General features: G+C 35.1%; 18 protein-coding genes and 1 pseudogene. 12 read left to right on the top strand and 7 right to left on the bottom strand.

Going from position 1 to position 18,635, the window contains the following annotated elements; genetic code table 11:
• Positions 1–783: an ABC transporter ATP-binding protein gene (locus I5435_RS12375; RefSeq protein WP_025219418.1), complete on the bottom strand. Its 783-nt coding sequence runs from the start codon at positions 781–783 to the stop codon at positions 1–3.
• 198 nt (positions 784–981) lie between these two features.
• On the opposite strand from I5435_RS12375, the pseudogene I5435_RS12370 reads away from it, so the two are divergent.
• The 8 genes and pseudogenes from I5435_RS12370 to I5435_RS12335 form a co-directional block, all read left to right on the top strand.
• Positions 982–1,149 (top strand): annotated as a pseudogene (locus tag I5435_RS12370) (nucleotidyltransferase domain-containing protein); the annotation flags it as partial.
• 31 nt (positions 1,150–1,180) lie between these two features.
• Positions 1,181–1,459 carry a hypothetical protein gene (locus I5435_RS12365; protein ID WP_337982345.1) on the top strand — a complete coding sequence of 93 codons (279 nt, stop codon included), beginning with the start codon at positions 1,181–1,183 and terminating at the stop codon, positions 1,457–1,459.
• A gap of 398 nt (positions 1,460–1,857) precedes the next feature.
• On the top strand, positions 1,858–3,177 hold the full coding sequence (locus tag I5435_RS12360; RefSeq protein WP_024361846.1) for an SPFH domain-containing protein: 1,320 nt from the start codon (positions 1,858–1,860) through the stop codon (positions 3,175–3,177).
• A gap of 14 nt (positions 3,178–3,191) precedes the next feature.
• Entirely contained in the window at positions 3,192–4,295 is a 1,104-nt protein-coding gene (locus tag I5435_RS12355; protein WP_309501232.1) for a TFIIB-type zinc ribbon-containing protein, read from the top strand.
• 207 nt (positions 4,296–4,502) lie between these two features.
• The gene (locus I5435_RS12350) at positions 4,503–5,399 is read left to right on the top strand and encodes a DegV family protein (protein WP_024361844.1); all 897 of its coding nucleotides are present in this window, start codon (positions 4,503–4,505) and stop codon (positions 5,397–5,399) included.
• 154 nt (positions 5,400–5,553) lie between these two features.
• Entirely contained in the window at positions 5,554–6,759 is a 1,206-nt protein-coding gene (locus tag I5435_RS12345; RefSeq protein ID WP_024361843.1) for an EAL-associated domain-containing protein, read from the top strand.
• A 456-nt stretch (positions 6,760–7,215) separates the two neighbouring features.
• Positions 7,216–7,500: a hypothetical protein gene (locus I5435_RS12340; protein WP_231786162.1), complete on the top strand. Its 285-nt coding sequence runs from the start codon at positions 7,216–7,218 to the stop codon at positions 7,498–7,500.
• Positions 7,501–7,645: 145 nt separating this feature from the next.
• A complete protein-coding gene (locus I5435_RS12335) occupies positions 7,646–8,002 on the top strand; it encodes a peptidylprolyl isomerase (protein ID WP_337982344.1) in 357 nt (118 codons plus the stop codon).
• Between the two features lie 354 nt (positions 8,003–8,356).
• Here I5435_RS12335 and I5435_RS12330 read toward each other — a convergent pair whose 3' ends face one another.
• Complete coding sequence (locus I5435_RS12330; RefSeq protein ID WP_025219423.1) at positions 8,357–8,869, bottom strand: tellurite resistance TerB family protein; 513 nt, start codon at positions 8,867–8,869, stop codon at positions 8,357–8,359.
• Between the two features lie 723 nt (positions 8,870–9,592).
• On the opposite strand from I5435_RS12330, the gene I5435_RS12325 reads away from it, so the two are divergent.
• The 3 genes from I5435_RS12325 (at position 9,593) to I5435_RS12315 (ending at position 12,836) form a co-directional block, all read left to right on the top strand.
• Complete coding sequence (locus I5435_RS12325) at positions 9,593–10,609, top strand: linear amide C-N hydrolase (protein WP_024361838.1); 1,017 nt, start codon at positions 9,593–9,595, stop codon at positions 10,607–10,609.
• A 247-nt stretch (positions 10,610–10,856) separates the two neighbouring features.
• Positions 10,857–11,039: a hypothetical protein gene (locus I5435_RS12320; RefSeq protein ID WP_337982343.1), complete on the top strand. Its 183-nt coding sequence runs from the start codon at positions 10,857–10,859 to the stop codon at positions 11,037–11,039.
• A gap of 747 nt (positions 11,040–11,786) precedes the next feature.
• On the top strand, positions 11,787–12,836 hold the full coding sequence (locus tag I5435_RS12315) for a 2,3-butanediol dehydrogenase (RefSeq protein WP_024361837.1): 1,050 nt from the start codon (positions 11,787–11,789) through the stop codon (positions 12,834–12,836).
• 174 nt (positions 12,837–13,010) lie between these two features.
• On the opposite strand, the gene I5435_RS12310 is transcribed toward I5435_RS12315, so the two are convergent.
• The 3 genes from I5435_RS12310 to I5435_RS12300 all read right to left on the bottom strand — a co-directional run bounded on the left by I5435_RS12310 (position 13,011) and on the right by I5435_RS12300 (position 15,848).
• On the bottom strand, positions 13,011–13,964 hold the full coding sequence (locus tag I5435_RS12310) for a TRM11 family SAM-dependent methyltransferase (RefSeq protein WP_407080994.1): 954 nt from the start codon (positions 13,962–13,964) through the stop codon (positions 13,011–13,013).
• A gap of 344 nt (positions 13,965–14,308) precedes the next feature.
• Positions 14,309–14,641, bottom strand: coding sequence for a chaperone CsaA (csaA, locus tag I5435_RS12305; RefSeq protein WP_024361835.1), 333 nt, complete (start codon positions 14,639–14,641; stop codon positions 14,309–14,311).
• 262 nt (positions 14,642–14,903) lie between these two features.
• Positions 14,904–15,848 (bottom strand): helix-turn-helix transcriptional regulator, encoded by a 945-nt coding sequence (locus tag I5435_RS12300; protein WP_337982342.1) that lies wholly within the window; start codon positions 15,846–15,848, stop codon positions 14,904–14,906.
• A 113-nt stretch (positions 15,849–15,961) separates the two neighbouring features.
• Here I5435_RS12300 and I5435_RS12295 point away from each other — a divergent pair, with 113 nt between their 5' ends.
• Positions 15,962–16,492, top strand: a complete 531-nt coding sequence (locus tag I5435_RS12295; RefSeq protein ID WP_337982341.1) for a dihydrofolate reductase family protein — start codon at positions 15,962–15,964, stop codon at positions 16,490–16,492.
• Positions 16,493–16,620: 128 nt separating this feature from the next.
• On the opposite strand, the gene I5435_RS12290 is transcribed toward I5435_RS12295, so the two are convergent.
• A complete protein-coding gene (locus I5435_RS12290; RefSeq protein ID WP_337982340.1) occupies positions 16,621–17,658 on the bottom strand; it encodes a serine hydrolase domain-containing protein in 1,038 nt (345 codons plus the stop codon).
• A gap of 148 nt (positions 17,659–17,806) precedes the next feature.
• A complete protein-coding gene (ku, locus tag I5435_RS12285; RefSeq protein WP_337982339.1) occupies positions 17,807–18,625 on the bottom strand; it encodes a non-homologous end joining protein Ku in 819 nt (272 codons plus the stop codon).
• Between the last annotated feature and the right edge of the window lie 10 nt (positions 18,626–18,635).

Below are 18,635 nucleotides of genomic sequence, written 5' to 3'. Positions count from 1 at the left end.
CTACACCTCCTGGACAACCGCTACGAATTGTTCACCAATTTCTTTATGATTATGAAAACCTGTTAGTTGGTTGAAAATCCCCTCTAACGTTCCGGCCGTATTAGCTGCTTGTAGTTGAGCAAATGTTCCATCAGCAGCGATTTTTCCATCATTCAGTAATATAATGCGACTGCTGATTTTTTCGACCACATCCATGATATGGGAGGAATAAAATATCGTTTTACCTTGGGCTGCTAATTGCGTTAAAATCTCTTTGAAAATCATGACACTATTCGCATCCAAGCCGTTTATAGGTTCATCCAAGAACAGTAAATCTGGATTATGTATAAGGCTAGCGATAATTAATAGCTTTTGCCTCATGCCTTTTGAATAAGAAGATATTCTTGCATGATAGGCTTCTCCAACACCGAACAATTCCATTAATGATTTAGATTTGGCGGTCGCTACATCTAAATGCAATCCGTAAAGCTGGCCGATGAAAGTCAAATACTCATAGCCAGTTAAATTATCATAAACATCGGCTATTTCAGGCACATAGCCAATTTTCCGTTTATAATCAATGCTATTTTGTTTAATATCCTCCCCAAATAGCTTAATTTCACCACCATATTCCCCTTCAATCCCCAATATAATTTTGACAGTTGTACTTTTGCCAGCGCCATTCGGACCGATGTAGCCAATAATTTCGCCTCTTGACACATGTAAGTCAATTCCTTTTAAAATTTCTTTGCTGCCATAGCTCTTCGTTAAGTTCATAATCGTTAAAATCTCTTGTTGGTCCATGTTATAGCTCCTTTCTGTTTAGAAAATTAACCATACAACGGTATTAGCACCATTTTTCATCGTGCTATATATTATTATACATGATTTTAGCAATCTGTTATTAATTACAAATTCCTTTGTAAAAATTTGATTCGCTTTAACAGGAGATTTTCTGCAAGTGTAGAAAGTATATTCTATATAATTCAGTAATTTTCAGGAATAGGTGGCAATTTTGATTATTTAAAAAGGGATCACGCAGTCGAAGCAGCACTTCAGTTTATTACAAAACATTTCCCTCATTGCGATGGGGCTTTATTGGCTGGAAGTGTCATTCGGGGAGAGGCGATAGAGACCTCGGATTTAGATATTGTCGTTTTTGATAAAAATCAAAAGACAGCCTAATGAGGAGCTAGATAAAATGAATATTGATAATGTAGTTTTAAAATTACTTGAGTATAGTACTTCAAAGCCTAAAATAGAAATAACTTGGGATAATAATCAGACCAGTTTATGCGAAATTGATACATTTTATGACACAGACAACGGATTAGAACTTCATGAAGAAGGCTATGAAGAATATCATGTTGCATTGGTGAAAGAGGTGACGAATAACAAATATATCGAAATAGGAATAGGTGATAAAAGACCTGTAATTATTAAATTAGCAGATACAGGGGAAGTTATATTTAACAAATAAATATAACTATGATTAACTTACTTAACATTAAAAATGACCAAGTTCTCTATTAATATTGAATTTGGTCATTTTCTATTGCTATTAATTAAAACTATATGTGCAATAAATGTGTAGTTGAGCAAAGTTAATCGTAACATGATGATTATAAAGAATATTCCGAACTCTTATGAAAATTAGTTATGCAAGACCTTTAGCGAAAATTATTAATTCGCTTGGCTTCGCCTTGCACCATATGGTGGAAAATTATTTGACGGTTTTTCAGTAGGGAAGTAATAAGCATCCTAATGCACAAGTGAAAATTTTGAAACAAATTGTCCTTTCTTGCGTAGTACAATAGGAAGGACAATATTTTTAATGATAAAATAACATTAAGTATTTATTTAAAGGTGGGAAATAGAATGGGTTTATTAAAAGCAGGTATTGGGGCATTAGCAGGTGTATTAGAAGATCAATGGCGTGAGTATTTCTACTGTGAGTCCTTATCAGCAGATGTCCTTGTTGCTAAAGGTATTAAACGCACTTCGAAACGTGGCTCAAATAAAGGAAACGACAATCTGATTAGTAATGGCTCAATCATTGCCATTAATGAAGGGCAATGTATGATGATTGTTGAGCAAGGCAAGGTAGTGGAGTTTTCTTCCGAATCCGGTGAATATGTTTATGACACATCTACAGAGCCATCTATTATGTATGGGGATGATTTGTCAGCAAACATTACGGAAACGTTTAAGCAAATTGGAAAGCGTTTCACATTTGGTGGAGAGCCTGCTAAAGATCAACGTGTGTATTATTTCAATAAAAAAGAAATCGTTGGCAATAAGTACGGAACACCTGCGCCAATTCCTTTCCGTGTCATTGACCGCAATATTGGCTTAGATATTGATATTACCATTCGTTGTCATGGTGAATATTCTTATAAAATAGTAGACCCATTATTATTTTATACAAATGTCTGTGGAAATGTAGAGCGTGAATATACGCGGGATGCCATTGATAGTCAATTGAAAACAGAGCTTATGACGGCATTACAACCAGCATTTGCTCAAATTTCGGCAAGTGGCGTGCGCTATAGTGAAATCCCTGCGCATACAGTGGCGCTGGCAGATGCTCTTAACAAAGTGTTATCTGAAAAATGGTTGGCAACACGTGGTTTAGCAGTCGTATCATTTGGCATTAGTTCATTAAAAGCTTCTGAAGAAGATGAAGCGATGATAAAACAACTACAGCGCAATGCAGTGATGCGTGATCCTGGGATGGCGGCTGCGCATTTAACTGGGGCACAAGCAGAGGCGATGATTGCAGCTTCACACAATGACGGCGGTGCAATGGCTGGGTTCATGGGGATGAATATGGCAACACAAGCGGGTGGCGTCAATGCAAGCCAACTATTCCAAATGAGCGAGCAAAATAAACAGAGACAAACAACAACGCCACAACAATCGAGCCCATCCAATGCTTGGACATGTTCATGTGGACAAGAGAATACGGGTAAGTTTTGCTCAAACTGTGGTGCAGCAAAGCCAGTAGAAGAAGGCTGGCCATGTTCATGTGGCACAATCAATAAAGGTAAATTCTGTAGTGAATGTGGCGCAAAAAAACCGTCTGGCGCATTGCAATATGCTTGTGATAAATGCGGTTGGCAGCCAGAAACTCCTGCAAATCCTCCGAAATTTTGCCCTGAATGTGGCGATGTTTTCGATGATAATGATCTAAAGTAAGGAGATGACTGATGATGACGACGCAAGAAATGGAAAACGTCAAAGAGGCAAAGCTAGAATTCGATGCTGAATGTCCATCATGCAGTGCATCAATTGAGTTTAACCCCGCAACAGGCAAGCTAACTTGTCCATATTGTGGCTTTGAAACAGAGATTGCCAAACCGGAAAAGGAACAAGAAAAAGTGGCCCAAGAAATGGATTTTGCAAAGGCCGAAGAGCGAGGAAACTTTAACTGGGGTGTAGAGAAAAAAACGGTTGTTTGTAAAGCTTGTGCTGCTGAAACGATTTATGATGCATTACAAGTAGCAGATAGCTGTCCATATTGTGGCTCAAATCAAGTAATGGAAGCGAGTGCTTCAAATACACTTGCACCAAATGGCGTATGTACATTTGAAGTAACAGATAAACAAGCAGGCGAAAATTTTCAAAAGTGGATTAAAAGTAAATGGTTTACGCCAAAGGCTGCTAAAATTAGTGCAAAGCCGGATGCTTTTAAAGGTGTTTATCTACCTTATTGGACGTTTGATACAAAAACAAGCTCACGCTATTCGGCAAGCTATGGTAAGCATCGAACGGTCACTGATAAGGATGGCAATCAGCGTACAGTTACAGATTGGTATACTACCAGTGGTTTCTATCAGGAATTTATAGATGATTATTTAATTAGTGCAACAACTCGCTATGATCGTCAGATGATGCGAAAAATAGAGCCATTTAACTTATTAAATAATAAATCCTATAAACCAGAGTATGTAGCAGGATTTCTCTCAGAACGCTATAGCATTGGTTTACAGGATGGCTGGAACCAAGCAAAGAGAGAAATTCACGATCATTTAGAAGCGGAAATTACGGCAAAGATTCGTTTAGAAAAATTTGCAGATGTTGTCTCCAATTTGCGATTTTCTACAACACATGATGACATTACATATAAGTATTTAATGTTACCAATATGGCTTTCTTCCTTTAGATATAAAGAGAAAATTTATCGATTTATGGTGAATGGTCAAACAGGTCGTGTTGGAGGAGACGCACCGATTTCGCCATTGCGTGTAACAATTGCAGTCCTTGTATCGTTAATGATTGCGGCAGTAGTCTGGTATTTCTTTATGAATGAATAACGAATAATAACCGTATCCTAGAAGTGTGTACATTTTTTACTTTTAGGACACGGTTTTTTATTGTGAATTTTGTCGAAAAAATGTCGAACGCTGTAAAAAAAATGTGCAATTATGATAAATGTCACTATTCATCACGGTTCTGTCTATGTATAGTTGCATAAGTTATAAGGATTAATACTTTACAATAGACAGGGAGCACAGCATTTAATGAACAAGAAAATAGCATGGGTTACAGATACAGCAGCATTGTTAGATGAAAAATTCATACAGGACAATCAAATTCACGTGTTACCACTCAATATTGTTTTTGAAGAGGGCGTATTACGAGAAACTGTTGATATGACACATGATGAATTTTATGACAAACTTCGTACTACTAAAACACATCCAAAGACATCGCAACCTGCCATTGGTGAAGTGGTAGCGTTATATAAATCGTTAAAACAGCAAGGCTATGACTGTGCTATTGCTATTCATACTTCGCAACATTTGTCGGGCACTTATTTAAGCGCTTTCACAGCAGCACAACAAGCACAATTTGAAGTATATCCAGTTGATTCTAAAATCGGTTCATTCCCAATGATGAAAATGATAGAACTCGGGCAGCAATTGGAACGCGAAGGCGTCCCACCACAACAAATTGTTGAAAAAATCAATGAACTTGCAGATCATAGCGAGCTGTCCTTTATCCCAGCGAGCTTATCACAATTGCATAAAAGTGGCCGTGTGTCAGGGACACAGGCGTTTTTGAGTCAACTATTAAATATAAAAGTCGTTATTTCTTTTGATAATGGTAAAGTTGTCATGAAGGAAAAAGTACGTGCACTAGCAAAAGCAAAAGCATATGTAGAAAACCTTCTAATAAATGATTTAGACTCACATCAAATTCCAGAAGTAGCTGTTATTCACTGTAATAATGAAGAAGGTGCGATGAATTGGAAATTAGCCCTAGAAAAAGCGTATCCGTTTATTATTTTTCACGTTCTGCCATTGAGTGCTTGTGTCGGTGTGCATGCAGGGGAAGGAACACTTGGACTGAGTTGGGTACGCAGACCGGAGACAATCGCACAAAAACAACAGGAAAAAGAATTAGTGACGGTCTAAACGAACAAACGAATAACAAAAATATGGCATGTGAAGTTGCGAAATTCCTATAAACAAACTATTATACAGTCAGAGAGCTTTTTCATTAAATGAACTGTAGTTGTAATGTTATTTTTGAATAATGATAGATTATTCAAGTATGGAGGTTTCGACAATGGACGCAATTGAAGTGTTAACTAATTTAGATCAAATACATGGGTATTTTCAACCTATATTTAGCGCTGATGCGCATACGGTGATTGCCTACGAAATTTCCGGACAGTTACAAATAGAAGGTCAACAAATCAATTTAAAAGATTTTGTGAATAATGAAGATATTCCAGAAGAATATCGGATTGATATGGAGCATAAAATTTTACACGCTGCATTAACGCAGATAGACACAGTAGCACCCGATATTGATATTTATATTCCAAGTAATCCGAACTTGTTAATGCAAGATTTCGGTGAAAGTCATTTTAATATTATTCAACAATATATAGGGGAAGAAGATTTACATCGTATTGTCTTAGTTGTTTCCGAGCATCGATTTTTAGGCGATATTAATAAATTGCACCACGCTCTTCGCTATTTTACAACATTCGGTATGAAAATTGCTGTGCAAGAAGTAGGTGCTGAAAGTCATTTAGAACATATCGCATTATTATCACCTCAAATTTTAAAGGTTAATATACGTGATTTGAATTATGACTCATGGTCTGCACAATCTGATATGATTTCAGCCATTGGAAGCTTAGCTTATAAAATCGGGGCTAACTTATTGTTTGAAGGAATAGGAACTGTTTACCAATTGCAATTTGCTTGGAAAAACGGGGGACGATTCTATCAAGGTTCTTATTTAGCAAATGCTGCAAAGACATTTGTGGAGAAAGATATATTAAAGGAACGTTTTAAAGAGGAATGTCAGCAATTTATAACATCTGAAAAGAAGATGCTTCAGGCACAATATTTCGAGTTGAAGAAATTAAGAGAAGAGTTAGAAGCGATTGTTCATCGAGTAAAGCCTTCTAGCGATAACATTTCTCAATTAGAACATTTAGCAGAGCTTTTAGATCATTACTCTTTCCGATTATATATCTGTAATGAGGATGGTTTCCAATTAACGCCTAACGTGATGCGTGTAGAAGGGATATGGGAATTACAGCCAAATGCAATTAATAAAAATTGGAGTTGGCGACCGTATTTCCTACAAACGATTATTAAAATGCGAAATGATCAAAATGGGGAAATTTCAGAACTGTATCGAGATATCGAGACAGGAGAAATTACGCGAACATTTTCGATTGCCATTAATGAACACGAATATTTATTTGTCGATCTTTCCTATGATTTTTTATATGAACATAATATATTTAGATAGACTAATAAAAGCTTATATAGCAAGAGTGGAGGGGTACAAATATCGTTTGTACCCCAAATAAAGGTAAAAAATAGGAATTAACCAAATGTCATTCATGTTTTAGTTCTTCATAAGCCAACGACTGAGCATATGCCTTCATAACCATTTCTGGAGTATCTCCGATCATTTTGGCTATCTTGGTAACGGGAATACCTTCGGCAATTAAAATACTTACATAAGTGTGAAGTAGTACATGTGCGGAGAATCGTTTAATCTGCTGCTTCTTTTTGCAAGTGTGAAACAACTGAACTGCAATAACGAATCTTTAAAGAGTACCTTTGTGGTGCTCTTTTTCAAATTGTTGTTTAAAATCTTCCTTCCATGGTGTCGTAATTTACGCCAATACTGCGTCCGAACGAGGAAGTGGGAACCATTTAATTACAATTTATGTCTATATTGAAAAAGGGAGGTATCATTATGTGGATAATATTGGGTATTATTACTATAATAGCAACTTTTTTCAATCTATATAGGTATATAACAGGTAAGGATTATAAACTTGCGATGGCAATGGGGTTATCATTTACAGCATTGACACTCTGTGCAGAACATAGTCTTGTATCTAATTGGGTAAAAGTTGAAGATTGGGCGGCTTTATTGGATGTTGTACCGACTATGGAAAAAACGTTATGGTTACTAACCATTGTTTCAATTTTACTAAATATAGCACCTATCCTATTAGAACGAAAAAATAAAAAATAAATACTTATTGTGGTTCATTTGGATATACAGCGTTAAGAGCAAAATGTCCTCCATCCATTTTCGGCATGTTGAGTTATATAATATTTGTGAAAACAAGGTTACCTAATAGAAATGAGATGCTTAATTGAGGAGACAATTTTCTTTAATGTTAGTTACGGCAATCATAGTAGCAGCTTGTTATTCAAAAGAATTAAGTATTATTGAAATTCAAAGTGTTCCAACAAAAGTAACGGAAAGAATTAATCCTAATTCCACACTGCAATACATTCAAGATAGTGAAAAGGGAGACGCCTATATTATTTTTCAATCTTTAGAAACAGTTATAGCTCAGCTTGAAGTGAGAGAGAACATATTAGACATAAAGTTAGATAGTGTAAGTCAAGAAAATAGTGAGTTAAAACAGTACGTATTTAAAATTACTCATGGTGATGCAAAATATGACACAGTTCAAGTGTTAGTAAACGGATACGCTACGCCTTTTGATATTGTCTCGGGTTTTTAAAGATATTTCAAATAACGTTCTTAAATCACAGTATAGTAATTAAATTTTATTTCTTACTTCACTTAAATAGTAGCAGGAATTTAAAAATCTAATACTATTAAACTCTTTTGATGAAAAGTTTCGGGTGGGTCGATTAAATAATCAGGTGCTCATTATCTGGTTATTTATTTTTGCCCAATTATACTTGTGTAAACGTTGTTCTAGAATTATTGCAACAAATGCTTTTGTGTAAGGGAAGATAATCTTGTCATATACAGCAGCCTAATATACACAAGCAAAAGAACGAGATGAATTTAACTTTGATTTTATTATAAACACAAAAACGTCACTCATTTAAAATGAGTGACTGGGATTTTATTTTGAAAGATTTACTTTATATCCAGTTTGATTTTTAGCATGGTTTGGATTTAAGAATACAGAACGATCATTTTTTAAAACAATAACTTCAAAGAAAGGTTTGAATCTTTCTTCAGAAATCCCGAAAGCTTTTAAGAATTTAGCAAATAGTTGTTGTTCTTGGATTTCAGCTTCACCATCAGATAAAGATGAATCGATAATATTAACTAAAATGCACATCTTTTGAGCATCAGTTAATGCTGGAGCCGCTTCAAGTAAAAATTGGTCTACGGAATTTCTATTTACGTATTTAATAACTTGGTCCATTAAATCATTATTGTTACCACCTACATAAACTGTACTGCCTTTTTTCTTACCTCCAATAACTGATAACAACTGACCTATTTCCTCATTATCATATTCACCATCTGCCCCCATCATATAAAGTAAAGATGTTACAAATGCAAAATGGGGATTCATACCTTGTTTGTTATGAACCTTGTCCCCTTTAAAGATATCAAATAATCCCACTAATAAATCCTCCTATTATTTTAATTTATAAAAATTACATTGAAGATATGTAATGTTTTATCTTAAATCTATAATTGCCATCATTGTTAAGATTGTATCAATATTGGTAAGTGTTGTCAGTAATAATCGTGTGAATTAAATGCCATTCTATGAAATGTAACCTTAAATGGTGATTTTGTAATTTACTAGTAGTTCATAATAAGTTACCTATTCAATAGCATATCCTTTAACCTACCTCCTAATCATAAAAGATAGTTATATTTGCACCAGTTGCTAAGCAAAGAGGGTCTTTTATATGTGTAAACGTATATCAAATTTGACAGTTTAGTGAAAAAATACATGTCTATAAAAATATGAATTTTATTAGAAAGTCAATTGTTAGACAGTGGATTTTTTAAAAATACTACTTTCATAGTATTAGAAAATAATAGTAACGCCAAAAAATGACGGTGTATGTGGCGCGATGTGGCGTTATTGCATGGGATTGGAAATTTCAGTCTTAAAAAAAGGTGGTATGACCGCCAAAAAACGGCGTAAATTTATCCTTGAATTTCCATTAATGGAAGTGATAGTATGGTTTTGGAAGCGGAATAAATCTATTTTTAGTTAATTATGGTACTCGTGATAAGTGAAGTAAATTCTTTATTATGAAGATACGTTAGTTGATTTAAAAATAATTCCGTTACATTTTTTTAAAATACTTTTTCAAGGGAGTGTTTTTTTATGTTAGGTTGCAGTAGCTTATCAATTCGTACAACAGATGATAAAAGTTTATTCGCTCGCACAATGGATTTTACAATGGAACCAGATAGTAAAGTGATTATTGTCCCACGTAATTACGGCATTCGATTGTTAGAGAAAGAAAATGTAGTCATTAACAATTCATATGCTTTTGTTGGAATGGGAAGCACTGACATTACATCACCAGTTCTCTATGATGGGGTAAACGAAAAGGGATTAATGGGCGCAATGCTTTACTATGCTACATTTGCGACTTATGCTGACGAACCTAAAAAAGGCACAAGAGGCATCAATCCCGTGTATGTAATTTCTCAAGTTTTAGGAAATTGTGTAACTGTCGATGATGTTATTGAAAAATTAACTTCTTATACATTATTGAATGAGGCCAATATAATACTTGGCTTTGCACCCCCACTTCACTATACATTTACAGATGCTTCTGGTGAATCGATTGTTATTGAACCGGATAAAACAGGCATTACCATTCATCGAAAAACGATTGGCGTCATGACGAATAGCCCTGGCTATGAATGGCATCAGACAAATTTAAGAGCTTACATTGGTGTCACACCAAATCCGCCACAAGATATTATGATGGGAGACTTGGATTTGACACCGTTTGGGCAAGGGGCAGGGGGCTTAGGATTACCAGGTGATTTTACGCCGTCAGCACGTTTTCTTCGGGTAGCATACTGGAAAAAATATACTGAAAAAGCCAAAAATGAAACAGAAGGCGTAACAAACTTGTTCCATATTCTATCTTCTGTAAATATCCCAAAAGGTGTTGTTTTGACAAATGAGGGGAAAACGGATTATACCATCTATACCTCAGCTATGTGTGCACAAAGTAAAAACTATTACTTTAAACTGTATGACAATAGTCGAATTTCAGCCGTTTCATTAATGGCTGAAAATTTAAATAGTCAAGATTTAATTACATTTGAGTGGGATCGTAAACAAGATATTAAGCAATTAAATCAAGTAAATGTAATGAGCTAAAAATTGCCTATTATATAGTACAAGGTATTAAAAAATGCCCCCGATTGTTAGATATATGAACAATCGGGGGCTCTTTTTCGATAGTAAAATACACAAGGTCATTAGAATTAAAAAGATTTGTGGAATGTTAATATATTGTTAGAAATTATTTCACTGTAAAGATAGGAAAGTATCCGAAAAAGCTCATTGTGGTTGTGAGGATTGCCAACTTTTCACTAAGCAAATTCTATATGCAAGTTCACAAGGTTTGGATTTCTTTAAACAGCTTGGAGTTGATCCTACAAAAGAGGCAGAGGTCTGCAGAGCTATTCCTAATAAAGACGGTTTTGATACATATAGTGCAGATTATCATTTTATAGGTGCTATACAAGGCACAGATGATTTAGATTGGATTCAAGTAGGAGAAGCATCTTTTGGACTTGCAAATTAGCGATTTTCCAAGTCCAATGATTCCAAGTACCTTTTCACAGCCAATTGTAGAATTAGCTGTGAGAATAACAATGATCCATATGGAGATGTAATATAGAAAAATTATTCTTATATACTACAAGGCAATGATACTAAAGAAAGGGAAGTCTTATGAAAAAAGAAGAGATTTCGGTTCGTTTATAATTACTTCATATTTAGGAGATTTTTTGTAGTATCGAAAATATTTTCTTTTTCTGCTATAGCTAATTGGATTGCTATTTTTGTTGGTAGGAAAACATTTTTTGCATTCTTATTCCGTTGTAAACTATTCCATTTCATGTCGTTCTCATTCGAGATTTGGAAAGAGAGTGTTCATTCTTTCCAACGCTCCCAACAATGATGGAAACGACATTTCTTAAATCCTCGATTATCATAACCAAAAGATTTGATTAACAACAATTCATATTGTTAATCTTCTTTTCACTGCAAAATGAACCCTAATTAAACAGCAAATATTTCAATATTTAAAACGTTTATTAATATACTAATAAAATATGTATTTTACTATAGAGAAAATATCAAAATTTATGATATACAATATATAGTGTTATTTGTTTTAGAACATCAATATATTGTTTTGGTTTAGTTGTATACTAAATTAATAGGATTACTATAATTTTTTTGAGTCATTATATTTGTATCATTTTATTTTAGTGATAGAATGAAGTTGTGACAAAAAGACATAAATTCCATCGGAGGTTTCGACATTATGAAAGCAGCAGTTTGGTACGGAGAAAAAGACATTCGTATTGAGGACAGAGAATTAAAAGCTCTTAAAGATAATGAAGTTACAGTTCGTGTAGCTTGGGCTGGTATTTGTGGTAGTGATTTACATGAATATCAAGAAGGACCTGTCTTTATTCCAACAAAAGAAAAAGATGAATTAACTGGTGAAATCGCTCCACTGATTATGGGGCATGAATTTGCAGGAACTATTGAAAAAGTTGGTGCAAACGTTACTAAGTTTAAAGTGGGCGATCGCGTTGCAATTAACCCTACATTAACGCACGGTAACAAACCTGAAGATATGGACGCTTATGATGGTTTTAGCTTCATCGGTTTACATGGCGATGGTGGCTTCACTACTTATGCAAATGCTCCTGAAAGTAATGTTTATTTACTACCTGAAACAATGACACTTGAAGACGGTGCACTTGTTGAACCGACAGCTGTAGCAGTACAAGCTGTAAAAGAGGGTAATTTACGTTTCGGTGATACTGTGGCGATTTTTGGTGCTGGCCCAATCGGCTTATTAACGGCTATTGCAGCTAAAGCAGCTGGTGCAAGTAAAATTATCGTATTAGATTTATCTGAAACACGTCTTGAAAAAGCAAAAGAACTTGGTGCAACGCACGTGATTAACTCTGGTGAAGTAGATGGTGTAGAAGCAATTCGCGCAATCGTTCCAGATGGTGTGGATGTATCATTTGAAGTTGCAGGTGTTGCGCCAACATTTAAACAAGCAATCGATGCAACAAGAGCTCGTGGTACTATGGTTATTGTATCAATCTTTGCTCGTCCAATTGAATGGAATCCAATTCATTTAACAAATACAGGTGTGAAAATTACTTCAAGTATTGCTTACACACCAACATCATTCCAACAAACAGTTGATTTAATGGGCAGTGGTCAATTAAAACCTCAAGGAATTATTACTGGCCGTATTCAATTAGATGATATCGTTGAAAAAGGCTTTGAAGCTTTAACAAACGATAAATCACAAGCTAAAATTTTAGTAGAATTAAGCGGCGAGAAATAATACTTATTTTTAATAAATTGTAAACAAGCAAGCACCTATTAGTGAGGACTAATAGGTGCTTTTTAATTTTGATAGGCTATATGGGATGTTTATTTTGAAATCCCATTCAGGCCGATGAAAGAAATTCCTATCAGCCCCAATGGGTTATTAATCATTTATTGTGATAGAGAAGGCTTATTGACATAATAAAATCTGACGTAAGAAAGACTGCTTTTTCGCAATGCAGCGATCGGCAATCATGAAACCAGCATCATGTATTAAATCATCAATTGTTTCAATAGTAACGACAACTACTTTATCCGCAATTCGACGAGCATGTTTAAGTATATTATATTGATCTTCACGTGATGAATGCGTAAACAAATTATATGGTAAATCAATAATAGCTACATCATAGTGTTCTGTTACTTCTGAAATGGGACCTAAAGTAATCTTTCCTTGTAAACCAAAATAGGCTATATTTTCGCGAGAACCGCTACAAACAAAATGATTGATATCTCTTCCTTCAATATCAATACCCATAGAAAGAGCTTCTACTATTACCGTTCCTATTCCACAGCAAGGGTCAATAGCACGAATATTTTGTGGCTGAGGAATGGCGATATTGGCAACGGCGCGAGCAACTCTTGTACTAAGTGCTGTTGAATAACTATTTGGTTTATGTAAATGTTTACGCCAAATGGACTCACTTTTCAGATGTTTACCGAAATACCATTTTCCATCTATTAAAATAAGACCAAAAATAATTTCAGGATAATTTAGATCAGGGTCTCCCTCGATACACAATCCTAGCTCTCGTTCTATTCGTCGGCGCTCTGGCTGAGAAATTTTCTTTGTTTGACCTATAACAAAATTATTTAAACAAACTACCTTATAAGTTTTTTCACCAACTATTAAATTCTTCACTAATTTTTTTATATTTTCTACGCTATGGTCTTCAAACAGCACTGCAAGTCGATCTTGTATAAAAGGACTACGACTAGGGTCAACTTCTAGATTGCTTATCATATAGTTTGATGGGGAATCTACACCGAAAAAAGAGCGCATCTCCATTCTACATAAATCGTATTCATCTACATGATGGACATATGTGTATATATATTTATTGGTATGTTGTTCATTAATCAATGGGTTATCATCCTTTTCTATTATTGATCACTTGATATTGGTCAAATAATTGTAGATGTCTCTAGGCACTAAACTTCAAGTCTATCACAACTTCATCAATAATTGAAATGAACAAAAAAAGCGTACGTTATTGTGGGCGATTTTTAATATTCTAAAAATAGAAAAGAGTCACTTCCCTAAAGAAAGTGACCCCAAAACAGGAGAGTTTTTGTAAAGGCTTTTTAAGCTTTACACTACTATGAATATGCAGAGGAAGTTATCAAGCTTTAGCCATTTGTCAGTGCAATCAAATAAAATGTTTTATACGGATGGCAAAGTGACAGTGAAAATGGGAATAGGGTGCTTTAACTAATTTTTGTGCCATTGGGTACTGATTGATCGGGTGTTAATAGAATGACATCTCCCTCTATCGGCACACCACCGATTACGAGAACCTCTGATTTGAAACCTGCTACTCGTCGTGGCGGGAAATTGACAACTGCTACTACTTGTTTGCCGATGATTTCATCAGGTGTATATCGTTTTGTAATTTGTGCAGAAGATTGCTTAATGCCCAATGTTTCACCAAAATCAATGCTCATTTTAATAGCGGGAACTCGTGCCTTTGGTAATTCTTCCGCTTCCATAACTGTACCGATTCGAATATCCAGTGCCATAAAGTCTTCAATGGTCGCCATAATTTCACTCCTTAATTGGGGTTTTTGTAAATGTTAACATAGAAGGTCTTGTTATCCAAGAAACATCTCTATACATAATGAGAGAGGCAGTATAGTTACTATTAACAAGGCTAAGGATTTCACAACGTTACATCGTATACATATGGGCAAGGCGCAAACTCTATTTTACTGCTTACTTTTCCTTATTTTTAATAACTTATAAAATATTTATTTTCAGACCAACGAAAAATTTTCCACGCAGATCCTAATTGGAACGAGCCATTTATAAATTTCCTTCTTGATACATCGTTAAAATTTCTTTAGCCTGTTTCCGCATATGTTGGATTAATTCTTCTGGCTCAATAATTTTTGCATGTAATCCTAGTCTATAAAATAGAGGAGCGATAAAGTGAAGCTCACCTTCATCAATCACCGCATCGATAGTACCCGTACCATGTTCGTTGATGGTCACGAAACCTTGGAAATTTGGCTCGCTTAGACATTGGCGTACGCCTTCTTTAGACAGTTCAACAAGCAATCTAATAGGGGTTTTTACTTCATATGAATCAAACCATTCTTCTAAGTTTGTAAAATTGCTGTCGTCTTTTATGCCTGAAATAATGGCATGGATACGATCCACTCGAAACAATAAAACTTTATCTTTATGAAAGTCGTATGCAGGCATATACCATAGTCCATTATGAGCATATACACCGATAGGACGAATATGCTTTGTTGTTATCGCTTTTTTTGAGTGGTATTGAATGTGAAGCTGACTTCCTTCAATCGACGCATCTAAAACATTTTTTAATAAAGGGGTATCGATTGTTCTCTTTGGATTCCAAAAGGCAATATAAGAGCGAAGTTTATCTACTTTTGCTTGGGCATCTTTTGGAAGTGAACGATATAATTTATGCGTGACGGAGCGGATTTCAGCATCAAAAGGTAAATCACGATAATAATTGAACGCTTGAAATGCAAAGAAAATGGATACAACTTCTTCTTCTGTAAATAACATAGGTGGAAGTAGACGTGTTGTAATAACGGTATATCCTCCATTCCTCCCTTGTTCTGCATATATGGGTAAACCCATATCGCTTAAATCCAATAAATCACGATGCACGGTTCGGACGGATATTTTAAATTCATCGGCTAGTTCTTGCGCTGTAAATTTTCTTTTCGCATTTACAAATAGTAGAATATCTAATAAACGTTTTGCTTTAGACATATTCTCACCTTTTCTTTTAATCATGCCATTACTTGTCATGTTTACTGTTTAGTATAGTTTGTGCTAATGATTTAATCAAAAGCAAAACGCTCATGAGAAAAGGAGACCACCTAATGAATAGAAAAATTGTTTTATTTGTTGCGACTAGTGTAGATGGATTTATTGCGAAAGAGGATGATGACTTACAATGGTTATTAGAATCAGAAGGGGAAGGGGATAATGGGTACATGGATATGTATCAAACAATTGATACCATCATAATGGGGAAACGCACCTATGATTATGTGATGGAACACTCTGATGATTTTCCATATTCTGATAAAAAATGTTATGTTTTCTCGAAATCAGCAAAGAACAAAAATGACGATGTGGAATTTGTGAATGAAAATGTTGTATCGTTTACCCAACAGTTAAAGAAACAATCAGGAGCACATATTTGGATGGTTGGTGGAGCAGAGATTCTTGATGCTTTTATGAAAGAAAATCTAATTGACGAATACATTATTACCATTACCCCGCATATATTAGGTTCTGGCATAGCCCTATTTAAAAAGGATAATCCGCAAATCAATCTAGAATTAATAAAGACAACATGTTATGGACAGATGGTGCAAATGCATTATAAAGTAAAACAAGAAAGTTGATTTTATGTTTTAGCAATAAAGAGATATATCTAAAAGGCGGTCAAAAAAGCATTGTCCAACCAGTTGTCGGTATTATACCAACGACTGGTTGCTTAGTTTTGTTTGGATTTGGTAGGGAAAAACGTCGTTTATGAACAGGAGATAAGTGATTTGTATAGTTCACCTATGATTCCTTGCATTTGATGAACGCCTAAATCAGTATTTGTCATAACAATCATTCCTTTTTCTATATAAGGAAAAAATACAAGCATACATTGAAACCCAATACCCCAGCCAAGGGAGGAGATTTCTACTTCTTGTCCAGAGCCCTCAAGGAATACCCCTAAACCAGCCCATTCTTTAGCACCTTGTGGTTGAATTAGTTCTTCGACTAGGTTTGCAGAGATACCGATTTTACTAGAGCCCTTTAAAGCATTTATTAACTCTAGTAATAATTTAGCTAGATCAGCGGGGGATGTCCATAAGCCACAAGCAGCAGGGTAAGGATAAATTGGGTAGTTATCTGTCACCGATTTTCCATTTTTGTGGTGACCACTAGCGAAAGATTGTGCTTTTGATGATGCAAATGTTGTAGAAAGTGTGCTATGTGTCATAGTTAACGGTTTAAATATATGCTCTTCTATAATCGAGTCAAATGATTGTGCCACTACATCTTCTATTAATAACTGTATAATACAAAAACCAGCATCCGAATAATGAAATGCATGCCAAGGTTCACCACTTACTTCTATAGGGCTTTGACAGTAAGGTGTTGTGCCATTTAACAAATTTACCATTGACGGTTTCGCATGAGCAGCGTTTAAAGTTGAAAAACTATTCACTGGATCTATAATGCCAGATTGATGACAAAGTAAGTTTCGTAATGTTACTTTTTTTAGCTTCGTATATTGATTTTCCGGTACCTTCCACGATTTCAGTTTGTTATTGACATCCTCATCTAAATCTAAATAGCCTTGTTCTACTAATACCATTACTACCATGCTCGTGAAAAATTTGCTTATAGAACAGGCATTGAAAATAGATTGGTCATTTACTTTTTGCCTAGTTCCTGCCATAAGATATCCATAATGTTCTATTTGACTAATTTGCCCCTTTTCAATTACTAAAAGGCTTAACCCTTGAACACGATAGTGATTCATACGTTCCTCAATATTTACTTTGATCATTAGACACCATCCATCAATTTTTATACTAATTATAACATGATGAACAAACGTACGTTTCCTTTTGTGGGGGGTTAGCTATATCACAAGAAAAAGGCATCGAGTATATAAGTTCTCGATGCCTTTTGTTCTATGGTTGGTGAGCGCCGCATTACGCATTTTTCTTCGTTTTGGTTGCTCTTTTTCTTGTTGTTGGTTTTTTTGTTTTGTCTAAAGAAGCTTGGAGTGCTGACATCAAATCAGTAACGTTGTCAGGTAGTGGACGCTTATCACTGGCAGATACTGAATTTGTCGTTTTCTTTTCTTCGATAAGTTCCATTAAAGCATTGCGATAGTCATCTGTATATTTTTCTGGATTAAATACCGTTGTTAACTGGTCAACTAGCATCAGTGCAGCGTCTAATTCTTTTTGAACAATGGTTGGCTCGCTTGGGATGTTTGGAACATCTTGCACACTCCGAACTTCTTCAGGAAAATGGATTGTTTCCATTACGAGGGCATTTTGATAAACACGAACAATCGCAAGCTGTTCCTTCGAACGAATAATAATTTTAGCAACGCCAATTTTACCTGACTCTTCTAATGTTTGTCGCAATAGGGCATATGCCTTACTGCCTGTAGTATCAGGCGATAAGAAATAAGTTCGTTCAAAATAGATAGGGTCAATTTCGCCTAATTTAACAAAATCGATAATTTCAACAGCCTTATCTTCGTTTTCTTTACGCAAGTTCTCTAGCTCTTCTTCATCTAGAACGACAAACTTATTTTTTGCATACTCATATGCCTTTACAATATTTTCTTCCGTTACTTCTTGATTACAACCCTCACATACTTTCTTATAGCTAATAGGTGTATGGCATTCTTTATGAAGTTGTCGTAATTTAATGTCTTTATTTTCTGTAGCAGCATGTAGTTTAACTGGTATGTTGACAAGACCAAATGAAATACTGCCTTTCCAAACTGTATGCATGTTGTCACCT

Source organism: Lysinibacillus sp. C5.1, assembly GCF_016350185.1.
Classification (GTDB): Bacteria; Bacillota; Bacilli; order Bacillales_A; family Planococcaceae; genus Lysinibacillus; species Lysinibacillus sphaericus.
This window is presented reverse-complemented; position numbering and strand designations above follow the sequence as displayed.

Excerpts from the sequence above, each read along its gene's own strand:
- I5435_RS12375 (WP_025219418.1), bottom strand. The coding sequence starts at position 783 with ATGGACCAACAAGAGATTTTAACGATTATGAACTTAACGAAGAGCTAT.
- I5435_RS12365 (WP_337982345.1), top strand. The coding sequence starts at position 1,181 with ATGAATATTGATAATGTAGTTTTAAAATTACTTGAGTATAGTACTTCA.
- I5435_RS12360 (WP_024361846.1), top strand. The coding sequence starts at position 1,858 with ATGGGTTTATTAAAAGCAGGTATTGGGGCATTAGCAGGTGTATTAGAA.
- I5435_RS12355 (WP_309501232.1), top strand. The coding sequence starts at position 3,192 with ATGACGACGCAAGAAATGGAAAACGTCAAAGAGGCAAAGCTAGAATTC.
- I5435_RS12350 (WP_024361844.1), top strand. The coding sequence starts at position 4,503 with ATGAACAAGAAAATAGCATGGGTTACAGATACAGCAGCATTGTTAGAT.
- I5435_RS12345 (WP_024361843.1), top strand. The coding sequence starts at position 5,554 with ATGGACGCAATTGAAGTGTTAACTAATTTAGATCAAATACATGGGTAT.
- I5435_RS12340 (WP_231786162.1), top strand. The coding sequence starts at position 7,216 with ATGTGGATAATATTGGGTATTATTACTATAATAGCAACTTTTTTCAAT.
- I5435_RS12335 (WP_337982344.1), top strand. The coding sequence starts at position 7,646 with ATGTTAGTTACGGCAATCATAGTAGCAGCTTGTTATTCAAAAGAATTA.
- I5435_RS12325 (WP_024361838.1), top strand. The coding sequence starts at position 9,593 with ATGTTAGGTTGCAGTAGCTTATCAATTCGTACAACAGATGATAAAAGT.
- I5435_RS12315 (WP_024361837.1), top strand. The coding sequence starts at position 11,787 with ATGAAAGCAGCAGTTTGGTACGGAGAAAAAGACATTCGTATTGAGGAC.
- csaA (WP_024361835.1), bottom strand. The coding sequence starts at position 14,641 with ATGGCGACCATTGAAGACTTTATGGCACTGGATATTCGAATCGGTACA.
- I5435_RS12300 (WP_337982342.1), bottom strand. The coding sequence starts at position 15,848 with ATGTCTAAAGCAAAACGTTTATTAGATATTCTACTATTTGTAAATGCG.
- I5435_RS12295 (WP_337982341.1), top strand. The coding sequence starts at position 15,962 with ATGAATAGAAAAATTGTTTTATTTGTTGCGACTAGTGTAGATGGATTT.
- I5435_RS12290 (WP_337982340.1), bottom strand. The coding sequence starts at position 17,658 with ATGATCAAAGTAAATATTGAGGAACGTATGAATCACTATCGTGTTCAA.
- ku (WP_337982339.1), bottom strand. The coding sequence starts at position 18,625 with ATGCATACAGTTTGGAAAGGCAGTATTTCATTTGGTCTTGTCAACATA.